This window comes from Streptomyces sp. NBC_00341, from assembly GCF_041435055.1.
GTDB lineage: Bacteria > Actinomycetota > Actinomycetes > Streptomycetales > Streptomycetaceae > Streptomyces.
Genome location: NZ_CP108002.1, coordinates 2,496,520 through 2,515,286, shown reverse-complemented (window position 1 = coordinate 2,515,286; position 18,767 = coordinate 2,496,520). Strand labels below are relative to the sequence as shown.

The 18,767-nt window shown below is 62.5% G+C and carries 19 protein-coding genes and 1 pseudogene; 8 read left to right on the top strand and 12 right to left on the bottom strand.

All coding sequences use genetic code 11. The features are described from left to right. Position 1: 1 nt before the first annotated feature. The 5 genes from OG892_RS11230 to OG892_RS11210 all read right to left on the bottom strand — a co-directional run bounded on the left by OG892_RS11230 (position 2) and on the right by OG892_RS11210 (position 3,582). Positions 2-664, bottom strand: coding sequence for a DUF2637 domain-containing protein (locus OG892_RS11230; RefSeq protein WP_371629040.1), 663 nt, complete (start codon positions 662-664; stop codon positions 2-4). Further along, positions 664-867 (bottom strand): hypothetical protein, encoded by a 204-nt coding sequence (locus tag OG892_RS11225; RefSeq protein WP_371612578.1) that lies wholly within the window; start codon positions 865-867, stop codon positions 664-666. The genes OG892_RS11230 and OG892_RS11225 overlap by 1 nt, the downstream gene beginning before the upstream one ends. An 84-nt stretch (positions 868-951) precedes the next feature. Continuing rightward, positions 952-2,307 (bottom strand): FtsK/SpoIIIE domain-containing protein, encoded by a 1,356-nt coding sequence (locus tag OG892_RS11220; RefSeq protein WP_371631617.1) that lies wholly within the window; start codon positions 2,305-2,307, stop codon positions 952-954. Between the two features lie 2 nt (positions 2,308-2,309). Beyond that, a complete protein-coding gene (locus OG892_RS11215; protein WP_371629039.1) occupies positions 2,310-2,663 on the bottom strand; it encodes a hypothetical protein in 354 nt (117 codons plus the stop codon). A 139-nt stretch (positions 2,664-2,802) separates the two neighbouring features. Next, entirely contained in the window at positions 2,803-3,582 is a 780-nt protein-coding gene (locus OG892_RS11210) for a GntR family transcriptional regulator (protein ID WP_123526243.1), read from the bottom strand. 18 nt (positions 3,583-3,600) lie between these two features. Here OG892_RS11210 and OG892_RS11205 point away from each other — a divergent pair, with 18 nt between their 5' ends. From OG892_RS11205 to OG892_RS11190, 4 genes are all read left to right on the top strand, one after another. Further along, positions 3,601-4,068, top strand: a complete 468-nt coding sequence (locus OG892_RS11205) for an NUDIX hydrolase (protein WP_371629038.1) — start codon at positions 3,601-3,603, stop codon at positions 4,066-4,068. A gap of 23 nt (positions 4,069-4,091) precedes the next feature. Beyond that, positions 4,092-4,301 (top strand): e9imm peptide, encoded by a 210-nt coding sequence (locus OG892_RS11200; RefSeq protein WP_371629037.1) that lies wholly within the window; start codon positions 4,092-4,094, stop codon positions 4,299-4,301. A gap of 549 nt (positions 4,302-4,850) precedes the next feature. Then, positions 4,851-6,971 carry an ATP-dependent endonuclease gene (locus tag OG892_RS11195; RefSeq protein WP_371629036.1) on the top strand — a complete coding sequence of 707 codons (2,121 nt, stop codon included), beginning with the start codon at positions 4,851-4,853 and terminating at the stop codon, positions 6,969-6,971. After that, a complete protein-coding gene (locus OG892_RS11190; protein ID WP_371629035.1) occupies positions 6,968-8,785 on the top strand; it encodes a UvrD-helicase domain-containing protein in 1,818 nt (605 codons plus the stop codon). The genes OG892_RS11195 and OG892_RS11190 overlap by 4 nt, the downstream gene beginning before the upstream one ends. Positions 8,786-9,222: 437 nt before the next feature. Here OG892_RS11190 and OG892_RS11185 read toward each other — a convergent pair whose 3' ends face one another. Next, complete coding sequence (locus tag OG892_RS11185; protein WP_371629034.1) at positions 9,223-11,838, bottom strand: NB-ARC domain-containing protein; 2,616 nt, start codon at positions 11,836-11,838, stop codon at positions 9,223-9,225. 332 nt (positions 11,839-12,170) lie between these two features. Here OG892_RS11185 and OG892_RS11180 point away from each other — a divergent pair. Then, a pseudogene (locus OG892_RS11180) lies at positions 12,171-12,442 on the top strand (transposase family protein); the annotation flags it as partial. Between the two features lie 100 nt (positions 12,443-12,542). Here OG892_RS11180 and OG892_RS11175 read toward each other — a convergent pair. The 4 genes from OG892_RS11175 to OG892_RS11160 all read right to left on the bottom strand — a co-directional run bounded on the left by OG892_RS11175 (position 12,543) and on the right by OG892_RS11160 (position 14,548). Continuing rightward, the gene (locus tag OG892_RS11175; RefSeq protein ID WP_371629033.1) at positions 12,543-12,884 is read right to left on the bottom strand and encodes a hypothetical protein; all 342 of its coding nucleotides are present in this window, start codon (positions 12,882-12,884) and stop codon (positions 12,543-12,545) included. Continuing rightward, the gene (locus tag OG892_RS11170) at positions 12,881-13,561 is read right to left on the bottom strand and encodes a GntR family transcriptional regulator (RefSeq protein WP_371629032.1); all 681 of its coding nucleotides are present in this window, start codon (positions 13,559-13,561) and stop codon (positions 12,881-12,883) included. Before OG892_RS11170 ends, OG892_RS11175 begins: the two co-directional genes overlap by 4 nt. Next, on the bottom strand, positions 13,561-13,785 hold the full coding sequence (locus OG892_RS11165; RefSeq protein WP_123526251.1) for a hypothetical protein: 225 nt from the start codon (positions 13,783-13,785) through the stop codon (positions 13,561-13,563). The genes OG892_RS11170 and OG892_RS11165 overlap by 1 nt, the downstream gene beginning before the upstream one ends. 484 nt (positions 13,786-14,269) lie before the next feature. Next, entirely contained in the window at positions 14,270-14,548 is a 279-nt protein-coding gene (locus OG892_RS11160) for a hypothetical protein (RefSeq protein ID WP_371629031.1), read from the bottom strand. A 77-nt stretch (positions 14,549-14,625) separates the two neighbouring features. Between OG892_RS11160 and OG892_RS11155 the strand changes: the two genes are divergently transcribed. Beyond that, positions 14,626-15,384 carry a GntR family transcriptional regulator gene (locus OG892_RS11155; RefSeq protein ID WP_371629030.1) on the top strand — a complete coding sequence of 253 codons (759 nt, stop codon included), beginning with the start codon at positions 14,626-14,628 and terminating at the stop codon, positions 15,382-15,384. Positions 15,385-15,501: 117 nt separating this feature from the next. Then, entirely contained in the window at positions 15,502-16,026 is a 525-nt protein-coding gene (locus OG892_RS11150; RefSeq protein WP_371629029.1) for a hypothetical protein, read from the top strand. A 208-nt stretch (positions 16,027-16,234) separates the two neighbouring features. Here OG892_RS11150 and OG892_RS11145 read toward each other — a convergent pair whose 3' ends face one another. Next, entirely contained in the window at positions 16,235-16,825 is a 591-nt protein-coding gene (locus OG892_RS11145; RefSeq protein ID WP_371629028.1) for a hypothetical protein, read from the bottom strand. A 195-nt stretch (positions 16,826-17,020) separates the two neighbouring features. Here OG892_RS11145 and OG892_RS11140 point away from each other — a divergent pair, with 195 nt between their 5' ends. Next, positions 17,021-17,365, top strand: coding sequence for a hypothetical protein (locus tag OG892_RS11140; protein WP_371629027.1), 345 nt, complete (start codon positions 17,021-17,023; stop codon positions 17,363-17,365). A 252-nt stretch (positions 17,366-17,617) separates the two neighbouring features. Here the strand turns inward: OG892_RS11140 and OG892_RS11135 are convergent, their stop codons facing one another. Further along, positions 17,618-17,785 carry a hypothetical protein gene (locus OG892_RS11135; protein ID WP_371631764.1) on the bottom strand — a complete coding sequence of 56 codons (168 nt, stop codon included), beginning with the start codon at positions 17,783-17,785 and terminating at the stop codon, positions 17,618-17,620. Positions 17,786-18,767: the final 982 nt, after the last annotated feature.

Here is an 18,767-nt window from a genome sequence, read left to right as displayed (position 1 = left end):
ATCAGGCGAGTTGGGCGGCGATGGTCTCGGCGAGCTGCGGCGGGACACCGAGCCGGGCGCGCAGGGTGTCGGTGTCGATCGGGCCGCCGGTGCGGGCGTGGTGGTCGGCGGCGAGCTTGCGGGCGTGGTCGACCAGCGCGGCCGGGACCGACGGACCGGCCGGGGCGAGTGCCGGGGTGTTCTCGCCAGCGGCGGCGATCGGCTCGGTCCCGGGTGCCGGATCGGGGGCGGATTCCCGCTCGACTTCTGTCGCGGGATGCGGGACTGCGGGTGCCGGCGGAACTGGCTCCGGCTCCTCGGCGGAGTGCGAGTGGGCGAGGAGGGTGCCGCCGAGGAAGGCGAGGGCGGGCCATCCCGCGATGCCGAATCGCAACCAGGCCGGCGGGTGGGTGAGGTCGAGGAATCCGGCAGTCGCGACGTTGGCACCCAGTGAGGCGAACAGCGCGATGAGGAACCAGCACCAGGCCAGCCGGGACGGGCCCTCACTGCGTAGGCGTCGCCAGGCGGCGACCAGGAGCAGGTCCACCGAGATCGGGTAGGCCCAGGCCTTCCAGCCGTCCTGCCCCGCGGCGTCGGCGAGGTCGTGCAGGTGGGCGAAGGACAGGGCACCGGCGATGACGGCCTGGACCAGGACGGCGTCCACGCGGAACGCGGGGCGGGCCATCAGACGCCCCCGGGGTGGTCGGTCCCGCCGATGGGGTCGTAGCCGGGCGGGAACATCCCCGGCGGGGGCTCCGGAAGCGACACGGCCAGGGACGGGCCGATGGTGTCAATGAAGTCGTCGTCGGCACCCGGCATTTCGGCGTACAGGGCCAGAGCGCCGAGCATCAGGACGGTGCGGTGGAAGTCCTCGATGTGCTCACACATGGGAGTCGGTCTCCCTTCCTTCAGGCATGGAGCGGGTAGGGACCTGGCGCGATGCGGTCGCGCCGACCGGGAATGCGGGAGGACTCAGGCCGTGGCGGTGGTGGCCTTGGCGAGCGGCTCGGAGGCCGGGGCCAGGGAACCGACCATGGGGCGGAAGGCCGCGAGGACGGGGAGGGCCGGGGTGCGGTCGGCGTACCGGTTGCAGATGTTCACGGCCTGGCGCAGCGAGGTGTGCGGGGCGCGGATACGGGCCCAGCCGCCGGAGGAGTCGCCGGTGACGGCGATGCCGGGTGTCTCGGTGGGAATCTGGATGGCAGCCAGGACGGCGTCCGGAGCGATGTCGCCGAAGGCCATGTTGGCGGAGGACTCGTCATTGACGCGGTGGGCGGTGCGGCCGGTGAGCTGGGCGCGGAGCATCGTGATGCCCTTGCCGAGTTCGGAGCCGAAGCGCTGCCCGCAGATCTCCAGGTAGATCCCGGCGGCACGGCCGAGCTGGGCGAGGCGAACCAGTGCGGTGATGATCCGGTCGCGACGCTTCTCTTCGTCCTTGGACGCGAACAAGGCGAGTTCGGCGACCTCGTCCACCAGGACCACGACCGGCACCGGGCGCAGGCGTTCGGGCAGGTCCCAGATGTCAGCGGCGATCTCCGCGTCCGGCACGTTCACCGTGATCCGCTGTTCAGCCCGGATCAGTTGGTAGACGTTCTCCATGTGCGTGACGAGAGCTTCGAGGAGCTCCAGGGCGGTGTCAGGGTTGTCGGCAAGGGCGCTGAACCTGCTTGCTAGCGGGAAGAGTTCGACCCCTTGCTTGCAGTCGATTCCGACCAGGGCGACGTCCATGGGCGCGAGGCCGGCCACCAGGTTGCGCTGGTAGACAGACTTCCCCGACTCGGTGGCGCCGAGGGTGAGCCCGTGCGGAACGCTGCGGTAGTCGCGGTAGTGGACTGCCCCATCCTCGCGCAGGGCGACCGGTACCCGCATAGGTGCAGGGTCGGTCTTGGCGGGCATCTGCACCCGCTTGAGCACGTCGTATCCGGTCATCCGCACTTCGACGACGCCGGAGCGCAGTTCGCGTGAGGTCACGCCGTACATGCCGAAGGAGTGGCGCAGCCGGTCCGAGGCGGCGGAGACGTCGAACGCATCTTGTCCGGGGCGGAGCTTGAGGCGTAGCACCAGGCCGGTGCGTGTGGGGTGGACGCGCAGGATGCGCGGGGCGCGGGATTCCGGCACGGGCCGGTTCGCGATCCGGGCAAGGGCGAGACGCCAGCGGGAGGGCGGGACGGTCAGTCCGCACGCGTCCATCACGGAGACGTAGCGGACCAGTACCCGCAAAGCGGCTAAGACAGCGCCGAAGGCCAGCCAGTACCAGGCGGGGCGCCGCCACCGCAGGATCACTGCGGTGGCGACAACCAGCACCAGGGCGACCGTGAAGCCGGTCATCATCAGGCCGCCTTCGGCTGCGATGCAGCGGCGGCGAGCGAGGTGACAGCGACCGCGCGGAACGCGATCCCGTGCCTTTTCTGTCCGTTGAACTCGTTCTCCCACGCCGAGGCGACCAGGCCGGTCAACGCGACCGGGGTGCCCATGGCCAGGTCCTCGGAGACGCCGGGCTGGGGAACGGTGAGCTTGAGGATCTCCACCTCGTCCGGCGTGGAGAACATGACCTCCACCGTCATCAGCGTGACGCCGTCCTTGTCGAGGGCGATCTCACCGGTACGGCGGTCCTTGACCTTCGGCTGGGGAGCCTTGGCAACCATCACGGTCGCGTTCGTGGTGTCGACGGGAATCTGACGCACAGCAAATCACTCCTCTGTAAGTGCTGAACTCCGTCACTCATGTACATGAGTGACATGAAGAAGAGTGCATCACTCCTGTACATGAGTCAACCCGCTACGAAGAGGAAATCGCAGCGGGCTGGGATGAGTTGAGCGGACGTCAGTCGGTGGCGGGGATCCTGTAGCTGAAGACGAACTGGTCAGCGGCCATGAGGGTGTCGCAGACCTCGACCACACGACCCTCCTCGGTCACGGCATCTCGGATGAGGTGAATGACCGGGGCGCCGGGGCTCAGTGCGAGTTCGGAGGACTCCGCCTTCGAGGCCGGCCGCGCCTGGAGGGTCTCGACGAACTCCGCGAAGACATGGCCGTCGTCTTCAAGCCGGGCGTAGATCCCACCGGGCCCGGGGTTCTCGGAGAACAGCTCCGGGATGTCCTTCACAACGCCCCACGGCAGGTAGGACGTTGCAGTCTCGACCGGAGTGCCATTGCGGAAGTAGAGACGGCGGCGAGCCAGCACCTTGGCTCCGGGGTCCACACCGAGACGCTCCGCGATGTCGGCGGGTGCATCGGCGGGGCCGATGAACAGCACGCTCACCTTGGCGGTCGCGCCGGCCTGCTCCGACTCCGCGAGGTACGCGGCCTTGCCACCCTTGCGATGCGAGCGCCGGAACCGATCGGAAGACCGATGACGCACCGGGGGCCGAGCCTTCACCAAGGACCCCTTGCCATGCCGGGTCTCCACCAGGCCGCTCGCACGGACCTCCACCATGGCCTTACGGATCGTCCCGCCGGATACGCCGTAGCGGTCCACCAACTCGGATTCGCTGGGCACCATGTCGCCGGGCTTGAGGACACCGGCCCGGATCTGCTGAACGATCTCCTCGGCGATCTGAACGTACCGAGGTACGGCCCTGTCACCTCCTACTGCTGTTCCCATCGACCTACTCACTCTCCTATGCTCCTGTACATGAGTAACAGCGCCCAGGAAGCTCCGTCAACGCCGAAGCACAGTGTGTCCGTGGCGGGGGCTGTCGTGCGCGAGGACGGCCGACTCCTGGCGATCCGCCGCGCGGACAACGGGACATGGGAGCTGCCGGGCGGAGTGCTGGAGCTGGAGGAGTCCCCAGAGCAGGGCGTCCGCCGCGAGGTCTGGGAAGAGACCGGCATCCGCGTCGAGGTCGACCAGCTCACGGGCGTCTACAAGAACACGACCAGGGGCATCGTCGCCATGGTCTTCCGGTGCAAGCCCTCCGGGGGCACCGAGCGCACATCAACCGAATCAACCGCGGTCGACTGGCTCACCCCGGAGCAGATCACCGAGCGCATGTCCGAGGTCTACGCGATCCGCCTGTTGGACGCCCTGGACGGGGCCGGCCCCCACGTGCGGAGTCACGACGGCCGTCGGTTGAACCAGGCACAGTGACGGCTCCAGGCCCTCACGAGAGGATGAGCCGTGACGAAGCTCTACCCCTCATTCAGCGCCTCCTGGAAGGCGACATTGCCAGCGAAGCAGAGGGCGACCAGATCCTGGACACCCTGCATCGCGGACTCGCATGCCCCCACATCAGCGAGTACATCTACTGGGACCTCGATCCCGACCTGAACGCCGACAAGATCGTCGATCGAGCCCTGGCCTACAAGCCGATCGCACTCTGACCCAAGCTGCGCGGTAAGAGTTTCTCTACTTCATCAAGGCCCGCGCACGGCGCGGGCGCGCGCCGCCTCAGCGGCGCGGCCTGCCTCTGTCTCCGCCCCGGCTGGCCGCGCCCGGCGGCGCGCTAGCGAGCTGCGGGCATGAAGCGGGAGACACCCTCTGTGGCTGGGGCGGCCGGCTCCACGGCTTTAGGCAGCCACTTTGGGGCGAGCCTCTAAGATCATGGCCCCAACGTCGTGCTTCAACGGGCAGGTCCACAGACTGCCCGACTCGCCGGGAGCTTAAGGGGCCATGATCACTCGCCCCAAAGCAGCTCCAGCCCAAAGCCGCTCCACCGACCTTGCATTGAGGCGGGCCGTAGCGGGGCCTCATCCCTGGGACCAGCGGTGCACACTTGGTTCGGGATCTTGTCGCAAAGAGGCCACCTGTCGTCGCCCTCCGTGACAAACTGCCCCATCGGAAACCCTAGTTATCCGCCTACCTACCCTCTCTGGGTCACGGCTGCGCCAGGTGCGACCTCGCACGGACTCAGGTGTATGTCAGGAGCGATCGTGAGCGTAGTGCAGCCACCACAGCCTCAAAAACAGGCGCAGCCGCCCACGGTAACCAGGGTGGAGGTCAAAAACTTTCGCCTTCTGCGGAACGTGAGCGTCACCTTCGATGAAGACGTAACCGTATGCGTGGGCAGGAACAACACAGGCAAAACTTCCCTCGCTGAGGTACTCAGCAGATTCTTGCGCCCAGGCGATCTGAGCCTGAGGCTGGAGGATTTCTCTGCAGAGTCGTACTTCGAATTTGCCGACGCATATCGCAAATTCTCCGCTGACGACGAGGCCGGCGCCAGGAAACTTCTACCTGAGATTTCGGTAAAGATTCTTCTTGAATACGATAGCGAATTGGGGGAGTACGGTAATCTAGGCCCCCTCATCGTCGACCTTGACCCGGATTGCACTCAGGCCATCGTCACCGTGCGATACGCGCTCAAACCCGGATCGATGAGGGACTTCTTTCGCGATGCGCCAGAAACACTGACAGGAGAATGGGGAGAGTCCCTCCTGCTATCCCTTGTTGGTCCTCGAATTCCGCACCTCTACGAACGCATCGTGCTCGCCATCGATCCGACCGATGATTCCAATTTTCGGGAAATTTCGATGACAGACGTCGCCAAAGCGATCAAGGTGGATTTCGTTAAGGCGCAGCGAGGATTGGACGATGAAAAGGATCGCCCTAAAGACCAGATCGGCAAAATCCTTGAGTCTCTATTCATGGTAGCTGCCAAAGCCGACGATGGATCCATCCTTAAGGAATTTGCCGACGGCACAGAAAAGGCCTTGGAGGAAATTGTCGAGAGGCTAAATGCGCATTTGCAGGAGATGTACAGCAAAATGGCTCCGACCGTCTCTGAATTCGGGTATCCAGGGCTAGGGAATAGAGATTTCTCGACACGAACCACGCTGGATTCGAAACGCCTACTGTCGAACTTCACCAGCATCAACTACCCGGGGTCGGCTGGTGTGGAGCTTCCCGAGTCCTACAGTGGTCTTGGCTCACGGAACCTCCTGCTGATTCTCCTGACCCTTTTCAGCTACTATCGTGAATACTCGGCTCAGGGAAATAGGCCGTCCGTTCATTTGGTCTTCATCGAGGAACCCGAAGCGCACCTTCACCCCCAAATGCAAGAAATATTCATTCACCAACTGGGAGTGTTCAAGGAGAAGTTCCCGGGCACCGACGGTCAAGGGGAAATCTGGAACGCACAGTTCCTGGTGACGACCCATTCTGCGCACATTGCCAACCGAGCTGGCTTTTCCGCAATTCGATATTTCCGGTTGGCCGAAGGCGCCGCCCAACACGAGGCCATTAGCTCAACGGTCCTGAACCTTGCCGAGGCCCCAGGAGTTGACAAGGAGTTCTTGCATAAATATCTAACACTTACTCGCGCTGACCTATTTTTCGCGGACAAGGCCATCCTCATTGAAGGCACCACGGAGCGTATCTTCATTCCTGCGGCGATTGCCGCATTCGACGAGAGTAGGCAGAGAGAGGGCGGAGCTGGTCTTTCGAGTCAATACGTGAGCGTCATGGAAGTGGGTGGTGCGCACGCACACATCTTCTACCCGTTTCTTGACTTTCTTGGATTGCAGACTCTAGTCATTACTGACTTGGACCCGGCGAAAATGGGGTCTAAGTCGAAGCGTCTAGAAGCTTGCTGTGTTCATGATGGAACAGCGACGACCAACCAAGCCATCAAGAAATGGTTCGGAGACAAAGAACTGTCACCAGCCGATCTGCTAAAGGATGCCCAACACGGCATTCCAGTATCCGGCAGGCGAGGTCTCGCCTATCAAATTCCGGAGAGCAACATCTCTGACCCGTGTGGGCGTACATTTGAGGACGCATTTATCCTTGCCAACCCAGAATTGTTCGACCTAAGTGACAGCGGAAATAGAGCAACTGGTCAGCGAGAGCTTGATGCTAGAGAGGAGGCAAAGAAGTACAAGAAGAGTGATTTCGCTCTAACCTTCGCCATCGAGCAGCAGGAATGGAGGATTCCGCGTTACATCGCGCGAGGACTCGATTGGCTTCTCGACCAAACGCCGCCTGTAGAGGGTGGTGAGGGGACGCTACCCGATAGCCAGAACCCTTCGAGCGGCCAGGTGGTTGTGCGATGAGCCAAACGGGTGCCCGGGTCGGAACCGCCGAGGAGGAAAGCCGAGATACGCTGGGTAAAATCCTTGCTGCGCTGAGTGACGGGCAAAATTTCAAAATGGAGGCCGGCGCGGGAGCGGGAAAAACACACTCTCTAATTGACACCCTTCAGCATATTCTGCGAGTTCGGGCTAGATACCTTCCGCGCGAAGGGCAGCGCGTCGCCTGTATCACGTACACGAACGTTGCTCGAAACGAGATCATACGTCGCACCGACGATAGTCCTCACATCTTCGCCGAGACCATTCATGGATTTCTTTGGGAAGCCCTCTCTCCATTCAGAAAGTCTCTGCTGCGCGAAGTGCCCAAGCTGCCTGGTTGGGGTTCACTCTTGGAAGACCAGGATTCCTTGGAGGACTTCAGCGTATCCTACGATCTCGGCTTTCGCGGAATCCACGAAAACGGCATTCGACTTCATCACGATGACATTCCCGCGCTGGCTATCAAGCTTTTCCCTAACCTGAAGTTTCGGAGACTCATAGCCGACAGGTTTCCAATCATTCTCGTTGACGAATATCAGGATACTCCCTCGGGCTTGGCTGAAGCGATGATTGGAGACGCTTCAAACTCGCGGTCTGGATCGGCTTACGGTTTTTTCGGTGACCATTGGCAGCAGATCTATGACAAGACTTGCGGCTCTATCGATCATCTACCGGTGAAACTGATCCAGAAACGCGCAAACTGGAGATCGAGTCAGGCTGTCGTCCACCTCCTTAATGGCATGCGCCCAGAATTGCCTCAAGCTGCTGTAAGCAACGCCCACATCGGAGCTGTAACCGTCTACCATACAAACAGCTGGGCGGGGACTCGGGGCACCCACTCAAAGAAGGGGCAGATTCCGGACGACGTCCTGAAGGCAACCCTTCGCTGGACCGTTGAAGATGCGCAACGCCGGCAGCAAAGAGATGGTGCGGAGCGTGATTCAAAAGTGCTTATGCTAACTCACTCCTCTATTGCTTCTGAGTTGGGATTTGCCAATATCAACCGCTCATTCCGCCGCAACGAGGACTTCGTGCGAAAGAACGATGACGTCGTGGCCTTTCTGCTGGATGTCATTGAGCCCTGCTGCGACTACTTCGATAACAAGCAATACGGCCCAATGTTCGACCTGCTGAAGCGGTCGCGACCACGCATGACGAGACGCAGCGACAAGACTGCATGGACGGGCCTATTTGGCACGATCAATTCAGCCCGGAGCACGGGAACTGTCGGAGATGTCATGGACATCCTCTTGGAACAGAATTGCTTCGCTCTCCCACAAGCGGTTACTAATAGACATCGCAAGTGGGAGCTTGCTTGCAAGGATTTGGAGGACGGCGAGGGGATTGTCGAACCGCGAAGTCTGGCGAACTACGAAAAGTTTAGGAGCGTCAGCTATCGCGAGGTCCTGGCACTGCGCGAGTACGTTGAAGAGAACACTCCCTTTTCAACTCAGCACGGTGTCAAGGGGGCTGAATACCCTCATGTCCTAGCCGTATTTGGCGGCGGTTGGACTCAGTACAATTTTCCAGAGATGCTGGCAAATTTCACCCAACGAGACTCCCTGAGTCTGGGGAGCAGGAAGCGGTTTGAAAAGTCGCGCAACCTATTTTACGTAGCATGCTCACGAGCTAAAGAGGACCTAGTCCTATTGTTCACGACTGAGTTGTCCAACGATGCTCTGGAGACACTCAAGGCGTGGGTAGGCGACGCCAACATTAGAGATATTCAATATTCTCCAGAAGGAGCCCCCCTTAGCTCTCGGCGAGGACTTTCCCCTGATGCGGCAAGCACATAAAGTCAAAAGTTTCGGCACATTCTCTTAATATCCGTGTGTGCTTGCGGACAAAGTACCTACTGGCGCAAGTCGCGGTGCGTAGTGATCTCGTTCAGGATTCAGGTGCAGGCGTTCCGCGCTTTGACGTGGAGAGGGTAGGAGTGGACAGGCCGGCGGCAGCGAAGCAGCCCTGAAGCTGACCGAAACGCCGTGCCGCAGGACCCTATTTAGAGAAGCCCCAGAGTGAGTCTGGGGCTTCTCGCCGCCGCTAGGGGGGCCGCATCCCTCATCAGCCAAGGGCTGCGGCCTCGGGGCCTTTCAATGCGCCGGCACGAGTTTCCTGAGCCTAGGTCAGGTGGTGACCGTGGCTCTCCGCTACGCGCAGCGTGTCACGCAAGGCCCCAGGGTTCTGCCGCAAGAGTGCGTAGCTCTAAGGGGAGCAACTCACGAGATCCTCTTCACGCGGTCTCCGCGCCGTTGCCCGCGAGGCGACGCTTCAACCGCAAGCAGTGCTCGTTAGTGGACTCTCTTTGGAGCCCTTCAGTCACCCAGCGGTCAGCGGCATCGGTGTCCTGGTCATCGTGCATGCACAGCCAAGCAAGGCGGGATAGGTCGGTCGCATCGCCTTCGGTGTGCCGATCTTCGAGGAGCTCGCGCAGTCTCCGCACTATGTGACGTCGCTCGTCTGCATCCAGCACGAGCTCTCTGCGACTCAGTAGTCCGTTGAGCCGGGAAGCAGCGGAACTTAGGTCGTGGAACGGTGGTTCGGTGAGTTCCGCTAGCCGTAGCCGGGCATTCATTTCTGCCAAATGATCATCCGTTGCGCGGTAAAGTGTGATAAGCAGGCTCCATCCGTACTGGTCATCGGGACAATTTTCCAAGTAGCGGTTGACGGATCGAATTGCAGTAAGATTGTCAGACATCTGATTGCGTTGGAATTCTGCTAGCGTCAGCCACGCTTTTGGGTAACCCGTTGCCATGTATTCGATGACAGATAGTTCTTGGCCGATGTCTTTTCCGGCCTCCATCTGCTTCGCGGCCGACCTGGCCAATCGGTCGATTCGTGAGGCAAGTCCATGAGCGGCATCAGTTGTCGGACCAAAACCCTGAATTAGCTTGAGGTCGGAGTTGACGGCAATCCTTGCTGGGCTCGTCACAAGCTTTTTCTTGCCGAATAGCGAAGCCGCGAGCGGCACGGAGAGAAACTCCTCATCTCCCGTTCCCTGCGATGACACCACCTCGACTAGAGACCGCTTTTCCAGCTCGCTTATGGCTCCCTCTACGTCGAGACGATCGTTTTCTGGTCGCAGCAGCACGGCCTCAAGTCCTAGGCGAGGAACCAATGAGCGCCAACCGCATAGTGTGAGGAACACTCTCTGAGCTGCTGAGGAAAGTGACGCAAAGGAGCGCTCGAAGAGTGCGTCGAGCATGGCGTCCTTGGCTGCGATGACTCTTTTGACAGCAACCCTGCGCCCCTCTTCTGCTATCTCACCCAGCAACACTTTTGTGATGTAGGGGTGCCCGTCCGACTCTCGGAAAAGCGACTCCTCGTAATCATCGTCGATAAGGGGAGAGATGCCCAGTCTGCCAGCGATGGTTGCGACTAGCTGGGAATATTCACTGCGTCGCATTCCGCCGACTTCAATCGGATAGTCGGCCTTAAAATCGCGCGTTCGAGTAGTGATTAGGACCTTATTTGGGAGCCTTACTGAATTACTGACAAATTGATACAGCTCGGCTTGTTCTCGCACGGTCTCGAAGTTGTCGAACACGAATATGAAAGGCCCCTCGTTTGCGCTCCCGGAAAGGCAATCGGCAAAATAGGTCCGGGATTCCTTTGGTTTTCGCGCTGATGAATTAGCCATCAGTTGGGAGAAGTCCATCGCTATGTCGTCTGTAGAAAGAACGTCGGGACGTACTACTTTGGGCCCTTCAGGTAGTAGGTCAATGTCCCTGGCGCTGAACCAGACGATACCGAAGAACTCGTCCATATGGGCTATTTTGTGTAGTACCTCGAGGGCGAGTGATGTTTTGCCTACGCCGCCCCGGCCCTGGAGGGTGATGACTGGGTAGCGATCGTCGCAGAGGCGTTCAGTGAGCTGATGCTCAAGTTCAGCGCGTTGCACGTAGTGCTCGGGAAGGGGTGGCATATTGCTAAATAGATTTCCCACATATGCCATGTCGGGTTGGGCTGCAGTCTCGCTACGCGGCTGCGCTTCTACCGGTAGGAGGTAGGGACTTCCGTCCCCGGGACGTCTCTCGTCGCTGATGTAAGAGAGAGTTTCGTACTTCCCATTCCGGAAGTTTCCGTTAGGCAAGAAGAAGTCTGTGAGATCAGGGTCCGTGAAAAGCAGCTCGCAGGCTCGTGGGCCGCCAAGATCGACGTAAGTGCCGTCGGGAAGGCTGTGCTCGCTTTCGCGCGCCAAGTGCGCGAAGTTCTCCTGGCCGTTCCCGAAGGGACTGATGCGATATCTGCCGGACAGGTTGCGCCGTAGGTGCACCCATGAGCGGCCGAAGGCCGGTGCATTGGCGATTATCTCATTGAGCGATTGCGCCAGTTGAGGGCAAATGGTGGAGAGCGCAGCCCCGCGGGGCGCGCCATGACCGCGAGTTCGGTTTCGCAGCCAGCTGAAGTCGTGGGCCCACCTGCGGAAGCTCACCTTTTTTCCGGACGTATCCTCGTAATTCGCGTCCAGGCAGATGCACACGGCGTTAAGAGCGTCGACTGCCTTGCGTTGCCAACTTTCGCTGTCCGGACCAAAGGGGATGGTGATTGCTCGCTGTGAATCCCGGCCGGCGGGAACGAAGTGTTGACTGGCTGGACCGGATGCCAGTTGATCTAGCAGCTCGGCCCATTTTCCGATGCTGTCGGCCCTGACTAGTTCTGAGACGGCTGCGTAGCGGTGGCGCTCTCGGTCTACCTGAAGTGCGGCAAGTAGCTCCACGGCCAGCACCTTGATAAGCAACTCGCCGAGGTACAGGAGATCGAAGAAGTATGCTGTATCCGATTCCTCCCGCGCCAGATTTGCCCGCTCGAGCATGCGGTTGACGGGAAGAAACGTTGTTTTACCCATAGGTCCCCCTGCTTCACCGCGTCCACGACCCGGTAGGAGGCTCAGCGCACCCACCGTGTCCCCCCCCGGACGCCTGCTGGACCCTCATCCTATGCGTCCAGAGGCGCCGTGCTAAGTGGTGGACATTGGCGTGCCGTTACGAGTGTCGCTTGGTTCCGCGAACGAACGCCAGCTCTGCCGATCGCTGTTGAGGCGATCGAGAGGTTGTGATCTTCGTCTATGACCCCGATGCCGAAGCTCTGTTCCAACCGATGAAGCCTGGGTTGAGTTCGCTACCGCTTCGGCTAGCACGCTTCGTGCTGCGCTATGGGAAGTCTGCTGTCGAAGTAGTCAACCGCAACGACTGTAGGGCGTGGGAAGAGTCCGGCGCTAAGGCCGCCGTCGGCAAGACCATGACGATCGCCGACGGCGGCTATTCGGGCACCGGGCTCGTGATGCTTCGCCGCCGCAGAGGCGAGGAGCTGTCCGACTGGAAGCAGGCCCACAACAAGTCCCAAAACGGGTCCGCGCCCGCGTCGAGCACGTCTTCGCCCGCGTGAAGACCTGGAGAATCCTCCGCGAATGCCGCCTCAAGGGCGACGGCGTCCACCACGCCATGCTTTGACTCGCCCGCCTTCACAATCTCAACCTCGCCAGGTGGGCAAGCGGTCGCACTCGCTACCGACCACGTCCACACGACTCAGAGATCATTTACGGGACAGGTCTTAGCCGAAGGCTGCTGCCGGGAGCCGTAGGCGCTCGTCTCCTTCATGGGGCGGAACCGGCGTCAGTAGGCGGTGGCCGCGGCTTGTTGCCACGCGGAGCACCTCGTGGAGGGCTTCAGTCAGAGTCGTTGCCAGGTGGCGCAGTTCCTCCGGCTCGGCGTCTTTGTCTCCGAGTGCTTCGGCTGCCTCCTCCAGGAGCTCGGTTGCCATGCCGAGTTGGACCGTTTCGATGTTGTCTGCCAGACGGGACAGGTGGCTGCCTTCACTGTCGGCGCTCAGGTAGCAGGGCTTGCCGTTGGGGTCCGTCCAAGGCAGGAGGCGGAGCTCGTTCTGGGGTGTCATCCTTCCTGTCCTTTCGCGTTGGCTGTGTGGTGCGTGATAAAGAGCGCTTCGGCGCGGTCGCCGGGGAGGACCAGGAGGGCAGCCTCGACCACGCGCCCGGTGTTGTCGATCGACACGCGCGTGATCGAGAGGACGGCCAGTGTTGAGCTGATTCGAAGGGATGACGCTTCCTCCGGGGTTGGGGGGCGCGCCCGGATCTGATCTCGGGATTCCTCTACGCCGGATCTACGCCAAGGTAGCTGGGCCGATGCCAGGTCGCGAGGGACGTAGATGCGAGCCAGGCTGTGCGGCCTCTCCCCCTGGTGGGTGAGGCAGAGGAACTCCGTCAGCGGGGTGCGCGAGGGGACTCCGAGCAGGGAGATCATGTCTCCGCGAGCTAGGAGGTTGGTGGTGCGGATCGTGACGCGGAGGTCTGCGTCCGAGGTGAGGCGGCCTCTTGTGTACGTGAGTCTGCGGAGGGGGTGACGGACAAAGTTGCCCTTGCCATGGACCTTCTCGATCAGGCCCTCGGCCTGGAGGAGTGCAAGGGCGTTGCGCAGGGTCGTTGTGCTGACCTTGTACTGGGCGGCGAGACTCGGTTCCGAGGGGAGGCGTTCGCCGGCCTTGAGGCGGCCGGTGGTGATCTGCGTTCGGAGGCCGTCGGCGATGGTGTGCCGGAGGGGCAGCACGGAGTCCATCACCACCTTTTGAGCACGCGTACGGCGATCAGGCGCGTACGGGTGTGCATCGTCAGGAACTCGCCCGACTCGAAAAGGAGGCGCTTGGCGCCGCCGGGGAGTTGGCGGAGGTCTGCTACTCGGCACGGTTGGCCGCCGATCTGGACGACGTCGCCGCGCTGCACGGTGGCCGAGGTGATCTCAACCGGGGAGGCGAGTGCACCACCGGAGGGGAAGCCGTTCATGAGGCGGCCTCCGATGACGTGGCCGGGGAGTGGCAGGGGCAGACGCACGCCTCGTAGATGACAGGGATGTCGATCGGTGCCGTCGTCGGGCACGAGTGCGCGCACTCGTGGTGGGTGCCGATCCGACATGCGCTGGACTGGTAGGGCGTGGCCGCCTCTGCACGGACGCGCGTCATCCGTGGGCCTCCGCCGGCGTGAAGCACGTGTGGGCGAGGAGGTGGTGCGGGACGGGCTTCGAGCACTGCCGTGTGCGCTGCTCGCTGGCCAGGGTGTACGGGCGGGCGAGGACCGTTTCCTCGCCAGGAAGGACGTCCGTGCGGTCTTGGCGCTGTCGAAGGAGCAGCATTAGCGCCTCGGACGGGTTGGGGTCGATGCATGTCGGGCGGGTGGGCTTTAACGCGTCGCGGTGGCAGGGCTGTTGGGCGTACCGCTCTCTGGTACGCGCGGGGGCGCGACGGATACGGTTGAACACGCTGATCAGCTCCTAACGCTGATGGCCAGGTCCCCGGACAGTGCCCGTCGCGGGGACCTCTTTGCGTACTGCGGCCCATAAGACGAGGCCGTCCACGTTGCTTGCGACGAGGCCGAATCGATCGGCTGTCGCCACTGCGTCCAGGACCTCCCGCCATGAGTCGGCGGGGAAGTCGTCCGGCACCTCCGCTCTGATCGATGTGCGGTGCGCGTGCTGCATCACGCGCGTGGTCAGTCCGGCGGCGGACAACCGGGCGGCGATGTCCTCGGCGCTCAGTTCGGAAGCGGGCACAGGTATCTCCGTCGCGGAGTGATCACGTTACGTGAAGCTAGTTAACTAGATTAGAGCTAGTGGACTAGATTTTCCATATGCCTGAGCAGCCGCCTTATCTCCGCATCGCGGACGTTCTCCGACGACGGATCGCGGAGCGCGAGTGGACGCCAGGAGACCGGCTGCCCTCACGTGCCCAGATCGGCCAGGAGTGCGGCGTCGGCGAGAACGTCGTCCGTCGGGCGCAGGAGCTGCTGATCTCGCAGGGAGTCCTGGAAGGCCGTGCGGGGTCCGGCACCTATATCGCCGAGCCCCGTCGGCGCGTCCGGGTGGTGCGTTCCTCGGCACGCGAGCACCGGGACGATTCCCCGTTCCGCGCGGACATGCAGGCTGTAGGCAGGCTTGGGGACTGGGAGAGCCGGACCGAGGCCAAGGTCCCGGCGCCGGCGGAGATCGCGGCGCGGCTCGGTGTCGCCGAAGGCGATCTGTGCGTCCGGACCGTTTACGAGTTCCTGGCCGACCGCAAGCCGTTGCAACTGTCGACGAGCTGGGAGCCGTACGACCTCACCGCCGGCACGCTCGTCGTCCTTCCCGAGGGAGGGCCGCACGCCGGGGCAGGCGTCGTGAACCGCATGGCTGCGATCGGCATCACGGTCAGCCATGCCGTCGAGCAGCCGGAGCCGCGGCAGGCGACTTCGGAGGAGGCGTCTCTCCTCGGCATCCAGAAGGGCGCTCTTGTCACCCACATCAGGCGGACGTACTACAGCGACCAGGGGCGGCCTGTAGAGACGGCTGACATCGTCGTGCCCGCCGCCCTGTGCGAGATCGTGTACGAGATCCCGGTCAGTCGTCACTAGGTTTCGGACGGGTGCCAACTTGGCCGTGTGTCTCAGTTGGCGTCGAACGCCGAGCGGGCTTCAAGGCCCGAGCGGAACGGGGGATGGTTGCGAGCTGTCCGAGGGAGGGTGGGGACCGTGACTGCGAACAGTGAGCGGGAGCGCTGGGAGTGGATGCCTGGGGTCAGTGTGGGGCCCTTGCGGTTCGGGATGAGTCCGGCCGATGTCGCTGTCGCGCTCCAGGTACTCGCCCCGCACGAACAGGTTGGCGGACCGTACTCACAGGAGAACTTCGCCGACAGGGTGAAGGTCTTTTACGACGACGACGACGACGGGGGCGGGCTGGCGTGCGTGTCCTTGGATGCGTTTGTGGGGCCTCAGGCCTTCCTCGCAGGTGGGGCGCTGGCCGGCCGCGATCCCGAGCAGGCGCACCAATTCCTCCTGGATCACGCCTCTGAGCACGGAAACTGCCTGCTCTACACGCCCGATGACTCCCTTGCCTTGACCGATCTCGGGTTGCTTCTGCGGGCTCAGCAGGTCGGCGATGTGCTTTTGTCGCGGCCGCTCTTCGTGATCGAGGAGTGGCTCGACTCGGAGTACTACCGCGACCGTCTCCCGCTGGAAGGCGTCCCGGTCGTGCACGTATGGAACGAGCCCTCGTAAGGCGAAGCGTGCGTGATCCCGCTGTGGCGACTCCGGCAGCCCTGGGCCGTCTGTGGGCCGTGCGACGCCGCCCGAGGCCGACAATCAGCGACCGACAGTGACAGTCCAGCTACCGGGCCTCGGCCGGAAGCCCCAGGTCAGGCCCACCCACCGATACGGGTTTCCGTCAAGAGGTAGCAGTCAGGCAAGATGGGGTGTTTCTTGCTGGCTAGGCACCAGGAGGCAGGGGCTCGTGGCGGTGCCAGATGAGGTAGCGGTCCTCTCGGCGCAGCTCGGCCGAGCCCCATTCGATGCGCATCACGCCTTGGCTCATGGAGCACGCATAGGCGACCAGGACTAGGCGCACGTCCTCTGGTAGGAGGCTGAGGTCAGGGTGCGCCTCCGCTTCATCGGACTCATCGAAGTCCAAGTCGAAGGCCTGCTGCATCGGTTCTGGGCCGTGTCGGCGAATCAGATCTGCGCGGAAGCCGGTAGCGCGGCGTAGGCGCGCGGCCGTGACGGGGACATCCTTCTTCGCGTAGCAATACGGATAGATCAGGTGGTCACGAATGATCATCAGCGTCCGGCTCTGTAGGCGCACCGGCGCGGCATCAGAGAGTGAGGCCAGGCTGACAGCCAGTTCCTCGTACTGGGCAGCGTAGAGCCCGTGTCCATAGGCCTCCAAGGTCTGGGTGTGCACACCCTCGTGACCACTGCGGGCCCTGGCGTGTGCCCGGACCAAGCTGGCTGGGATCAGGTCAGCCAACTGGCCGGCCGTGTCTCCGAAGGTCTTCCGCGCCCACGGTGTCACTGTCCGCATGACCTCTCGCTCCTCCCCCTTGTAGCACTCAGCGCCGAGCGACGTTCAGCGAAACCGTGCTGTGAAGGAGAGGGCACCGCAAGAGGGCATCCGGCGCATAGAGGGGCGCACGGCTCTCCGCAGAGATTGGCGACAGCAAGTGAGCAGATGCCCAGCAGGAGACTGGCTGTCAGACCCCAGTGGGAGGGTGCCGTCATGCAGAACGTGCTCTTTGACCTGCCGGACGAGGCTCCGGAACACGCCGTGATCGCTCGCTTCCAGTTGGGCGGCGACGAGTTCGGTGAACCTGACCAGAGGTCGCTGGTCTTTGAAGCCGAGCGGTCCATCGGTGCCGCGGTCGCAGCCGCTGGTGTTGGTGAGGTCGACGGCAATGAGTTCGGCGGGGGAGAGGTTGTGATCTACGCCTATGGTCCTGATGCCGAAGCCTTGTTCCGGGTTATGGAGTCCGGGTTGCGCATGCTTCCGTTTCGGCCGGCCCATGTCGTGCTGCGCTATGGCGAGCCCGGTGACGACGTTGTGAGCGAGCGCGTTGAGCTCTAGGCATGCGTGCCAGATGCGTGCCAGATCGAGCGGTCAGTCACGGTCATTTGGGGAACGTCCCGGCGTCAGCAGCTGGTGACAGCCATTGCAGCGCACAGACCGACTGAGCTGCGGTGATGCATCAGATGCCGATGCCAGGCTTACAAAGCAGATGTCGGCAGTTCGAAACTGCCCGCGCCCACCAGTGCAAAGGCCTCCAACCGATCATGGTTGGGGGCCTTTGCCATCTACTGCTGACATCAACGGGTGCAGTCACCCACGGTCGGGACGCTGCCGCTTCAGCATCCGGTCCAGGTGACTCACGGCCTCGCGCTGCGTGGCCTGGACGACGTGGGCGTAGATGTTCATCGTGACCGCGATCTGACTGTGCCCGAGGATCTCCATCACGACGCGCGCCCGCTGTGTAGGCCCGTGGGGCATGAGTCGAGAACCAAGCCCGCGGCTTCAAGACGATGCCTCCGGCGGGGGCGCTCAGACTCCGGGATGGGAGGGGCGCCGGTTCGCGGGTGCCGGCCGGAGCGGGGCGAGCGTCGTGGGGCTCCCATCCCGACCACCTTCGACCCAGGCAAAGCCGAGCAGTCACGGCCCAGGCCGTCAAGGTCGTTCGTACAGTGGCGCGCTCCACCTTGACGCCCTGAACCAAGCCCGCTCCACGGTGTGTGGGTCGAAGGCGGACGGGATGGGAGCTGGGGTAGGCGGTGGGTTGACGTACGTGGTGAAGATGGGGGGAATCGGCGCTACAGTCCCGAACATGAAGCCGGGGAAACTGAGGCAGTTCGGCGCGTCGTACATTGGGATGGTCAGGCACATCATCCGGCGCCCCTTGCTTATCCTGGTCATGGTGCTGATCGTCGTGGGGACCAGGTGGCTCCAAACCACGTTGCCGCAGCCATGGGACGGCGTGCCTTCCGGGTTCGGCATGCTCGCTGGCGTGTGGGCCATTCGATCGACCCTCCCTCGAAGTCAAGAAGATCAGCAGGCCGGCGATTGAGTGTCAGGCGACGTGCGATGCCTGACATCACCGGCTGACACCAAACGGGACGAACAGCAGCGGTCGGCGTCGGACCTCAATGGACGATCGCCCGAGGCGCAGGCGCGGTTGGTCGAGGTTGACAGGCTCCAATGATCGACCTGATAAGGATGAGGCCACAGGCCGACCAGGAGAGCTGCCCCCTGATCCCTCGCTGAGTACAGTGACCGGCAAGGGGGCATCGTGTCTGATCAGCGGTGGGACGACGAAACCGACTACACCAGGGCTCAAGGATGGGCTCGGTTCATGACCGTGATCGCATTGGGCTGCTCGCTGGGAGTCATCGCACTTGGAGTCGTCGCCGTCTTCGGCCTGAAGTTCTTCCTCTACGTCGTGGAAGCACTCAGTGGGTAGCCCGCTGCTGTTCGTGTC

Excerpts from the sequence above, each read along its gene's own strand:
- OG892_RS11190 (WP_371629035.1), top strand. The coding sequence starts at position 6,968 with ATGAGCCAAACGGGTGCCCGGGTCGGAACCGCCGAGGAGGAAAGCCGA.
- OG892_RS11170 (WP_371629032.1), bottom strand. The coding sequence starts at position 13,561 with ATGGACTCCGTGCTGCCCCTCCGGCACACCATCGCCGACGGCCTCCGA.
- OG892_RS11200 (WP_371629037.1), top strand. The coding sequence starts at position 4,092 with ATGAGCCGTGACGAAGCTCTACCCCTCATTCAGCGCCTCCTGGAAGGC.
- OG892_RS11230 (WP_371629040.1), bottom strand. The coding sequence starts at position 664 with ATGGCCCGCCCCGCGTTCCGCGTGGACGCCGTCCTGGTCCAGGCCGTC.
- OG892_RS11220 (WP_371631617.1), bottom strand. The coding sequence starts at position 2,307 with ATGACCGGCTTCACGGTCGCCCTGGTGCTGGTTGTCGCCACCGCAGTG.
- OG892_RS11165 (WP_123526251.1), bottom strand. The coding sequence starts at position 13,785 with ATGAACGGCTTCCCCTCCGGTGGTGCACTCGCCTCCCCGGTTGAGATC.
- OG892_RS11225 (WP_371612578.1), bottom strand. The coding sequence starts at position 867 with ATGTGTGAGCACATCGAGGACTTCCACCGCACCGTCCTGATGCTCGGC.
- OG892_RS11185 (WP_371629034.1), bottom strand. The coding sequence starts at position 11,838 with ATGGGTAAAACAACGTTTCTTCCCGTCAACCGCATGCTCGAGCGGGCA.
- OG892_RS11155 (WP_371629030.1), top strand. The coding sequence starts at position 14,626 with ATGCCTGAGCAGCCGCCTTATCTCCGCATCGCGGACGTTCTCCGACGA.
- OG892_RS11145 (WP_371629028.1), bottom strand. The coding sequence starts at position 16,825 with ATGCGGACAGTGACACCGTGGGCGCGGAAGACCTTCGGAGACACGGCC.
- OG892_RS11140 (WP_371629027.1), top strand. The coding sequence starts at position 17,021 with ATGCAGAACGTGCTCTTTGACCTGCCGGACGAGGCTCCGGAACACGCC.
- OG892_RS11210 (WP_123526243.1), bottom strand. The coding sequence starts at position 3,582 with ATGGGAACAGCAGTAGGAGGTGACAGGGCCGTACCTCGGTACGTTCAG.
- OG892_RS11205 (WP_371629038.1), top strand. The coding sequence starts at position 3,601 with ATGCTCCTGTACATGAGTAACAGCGCCCAGGAAGCTCCGTCAACGCCG.
- OG892_RS11135 (WP_371631764.1), bottom strand. The coding sequence starts at position 17,785 with ATGCCCCACGGGCCTACACAGCGGGCGCGCGTCGTGATGGAGATCCTC.
- OG892_RS11175 (WP_371629033.1), bottom strand. The coding sequence starts at position 12,884 with ATGACACCCCAGAACGAGCTCCGCCTCCTGCCTTGGACGGACCCCAAC.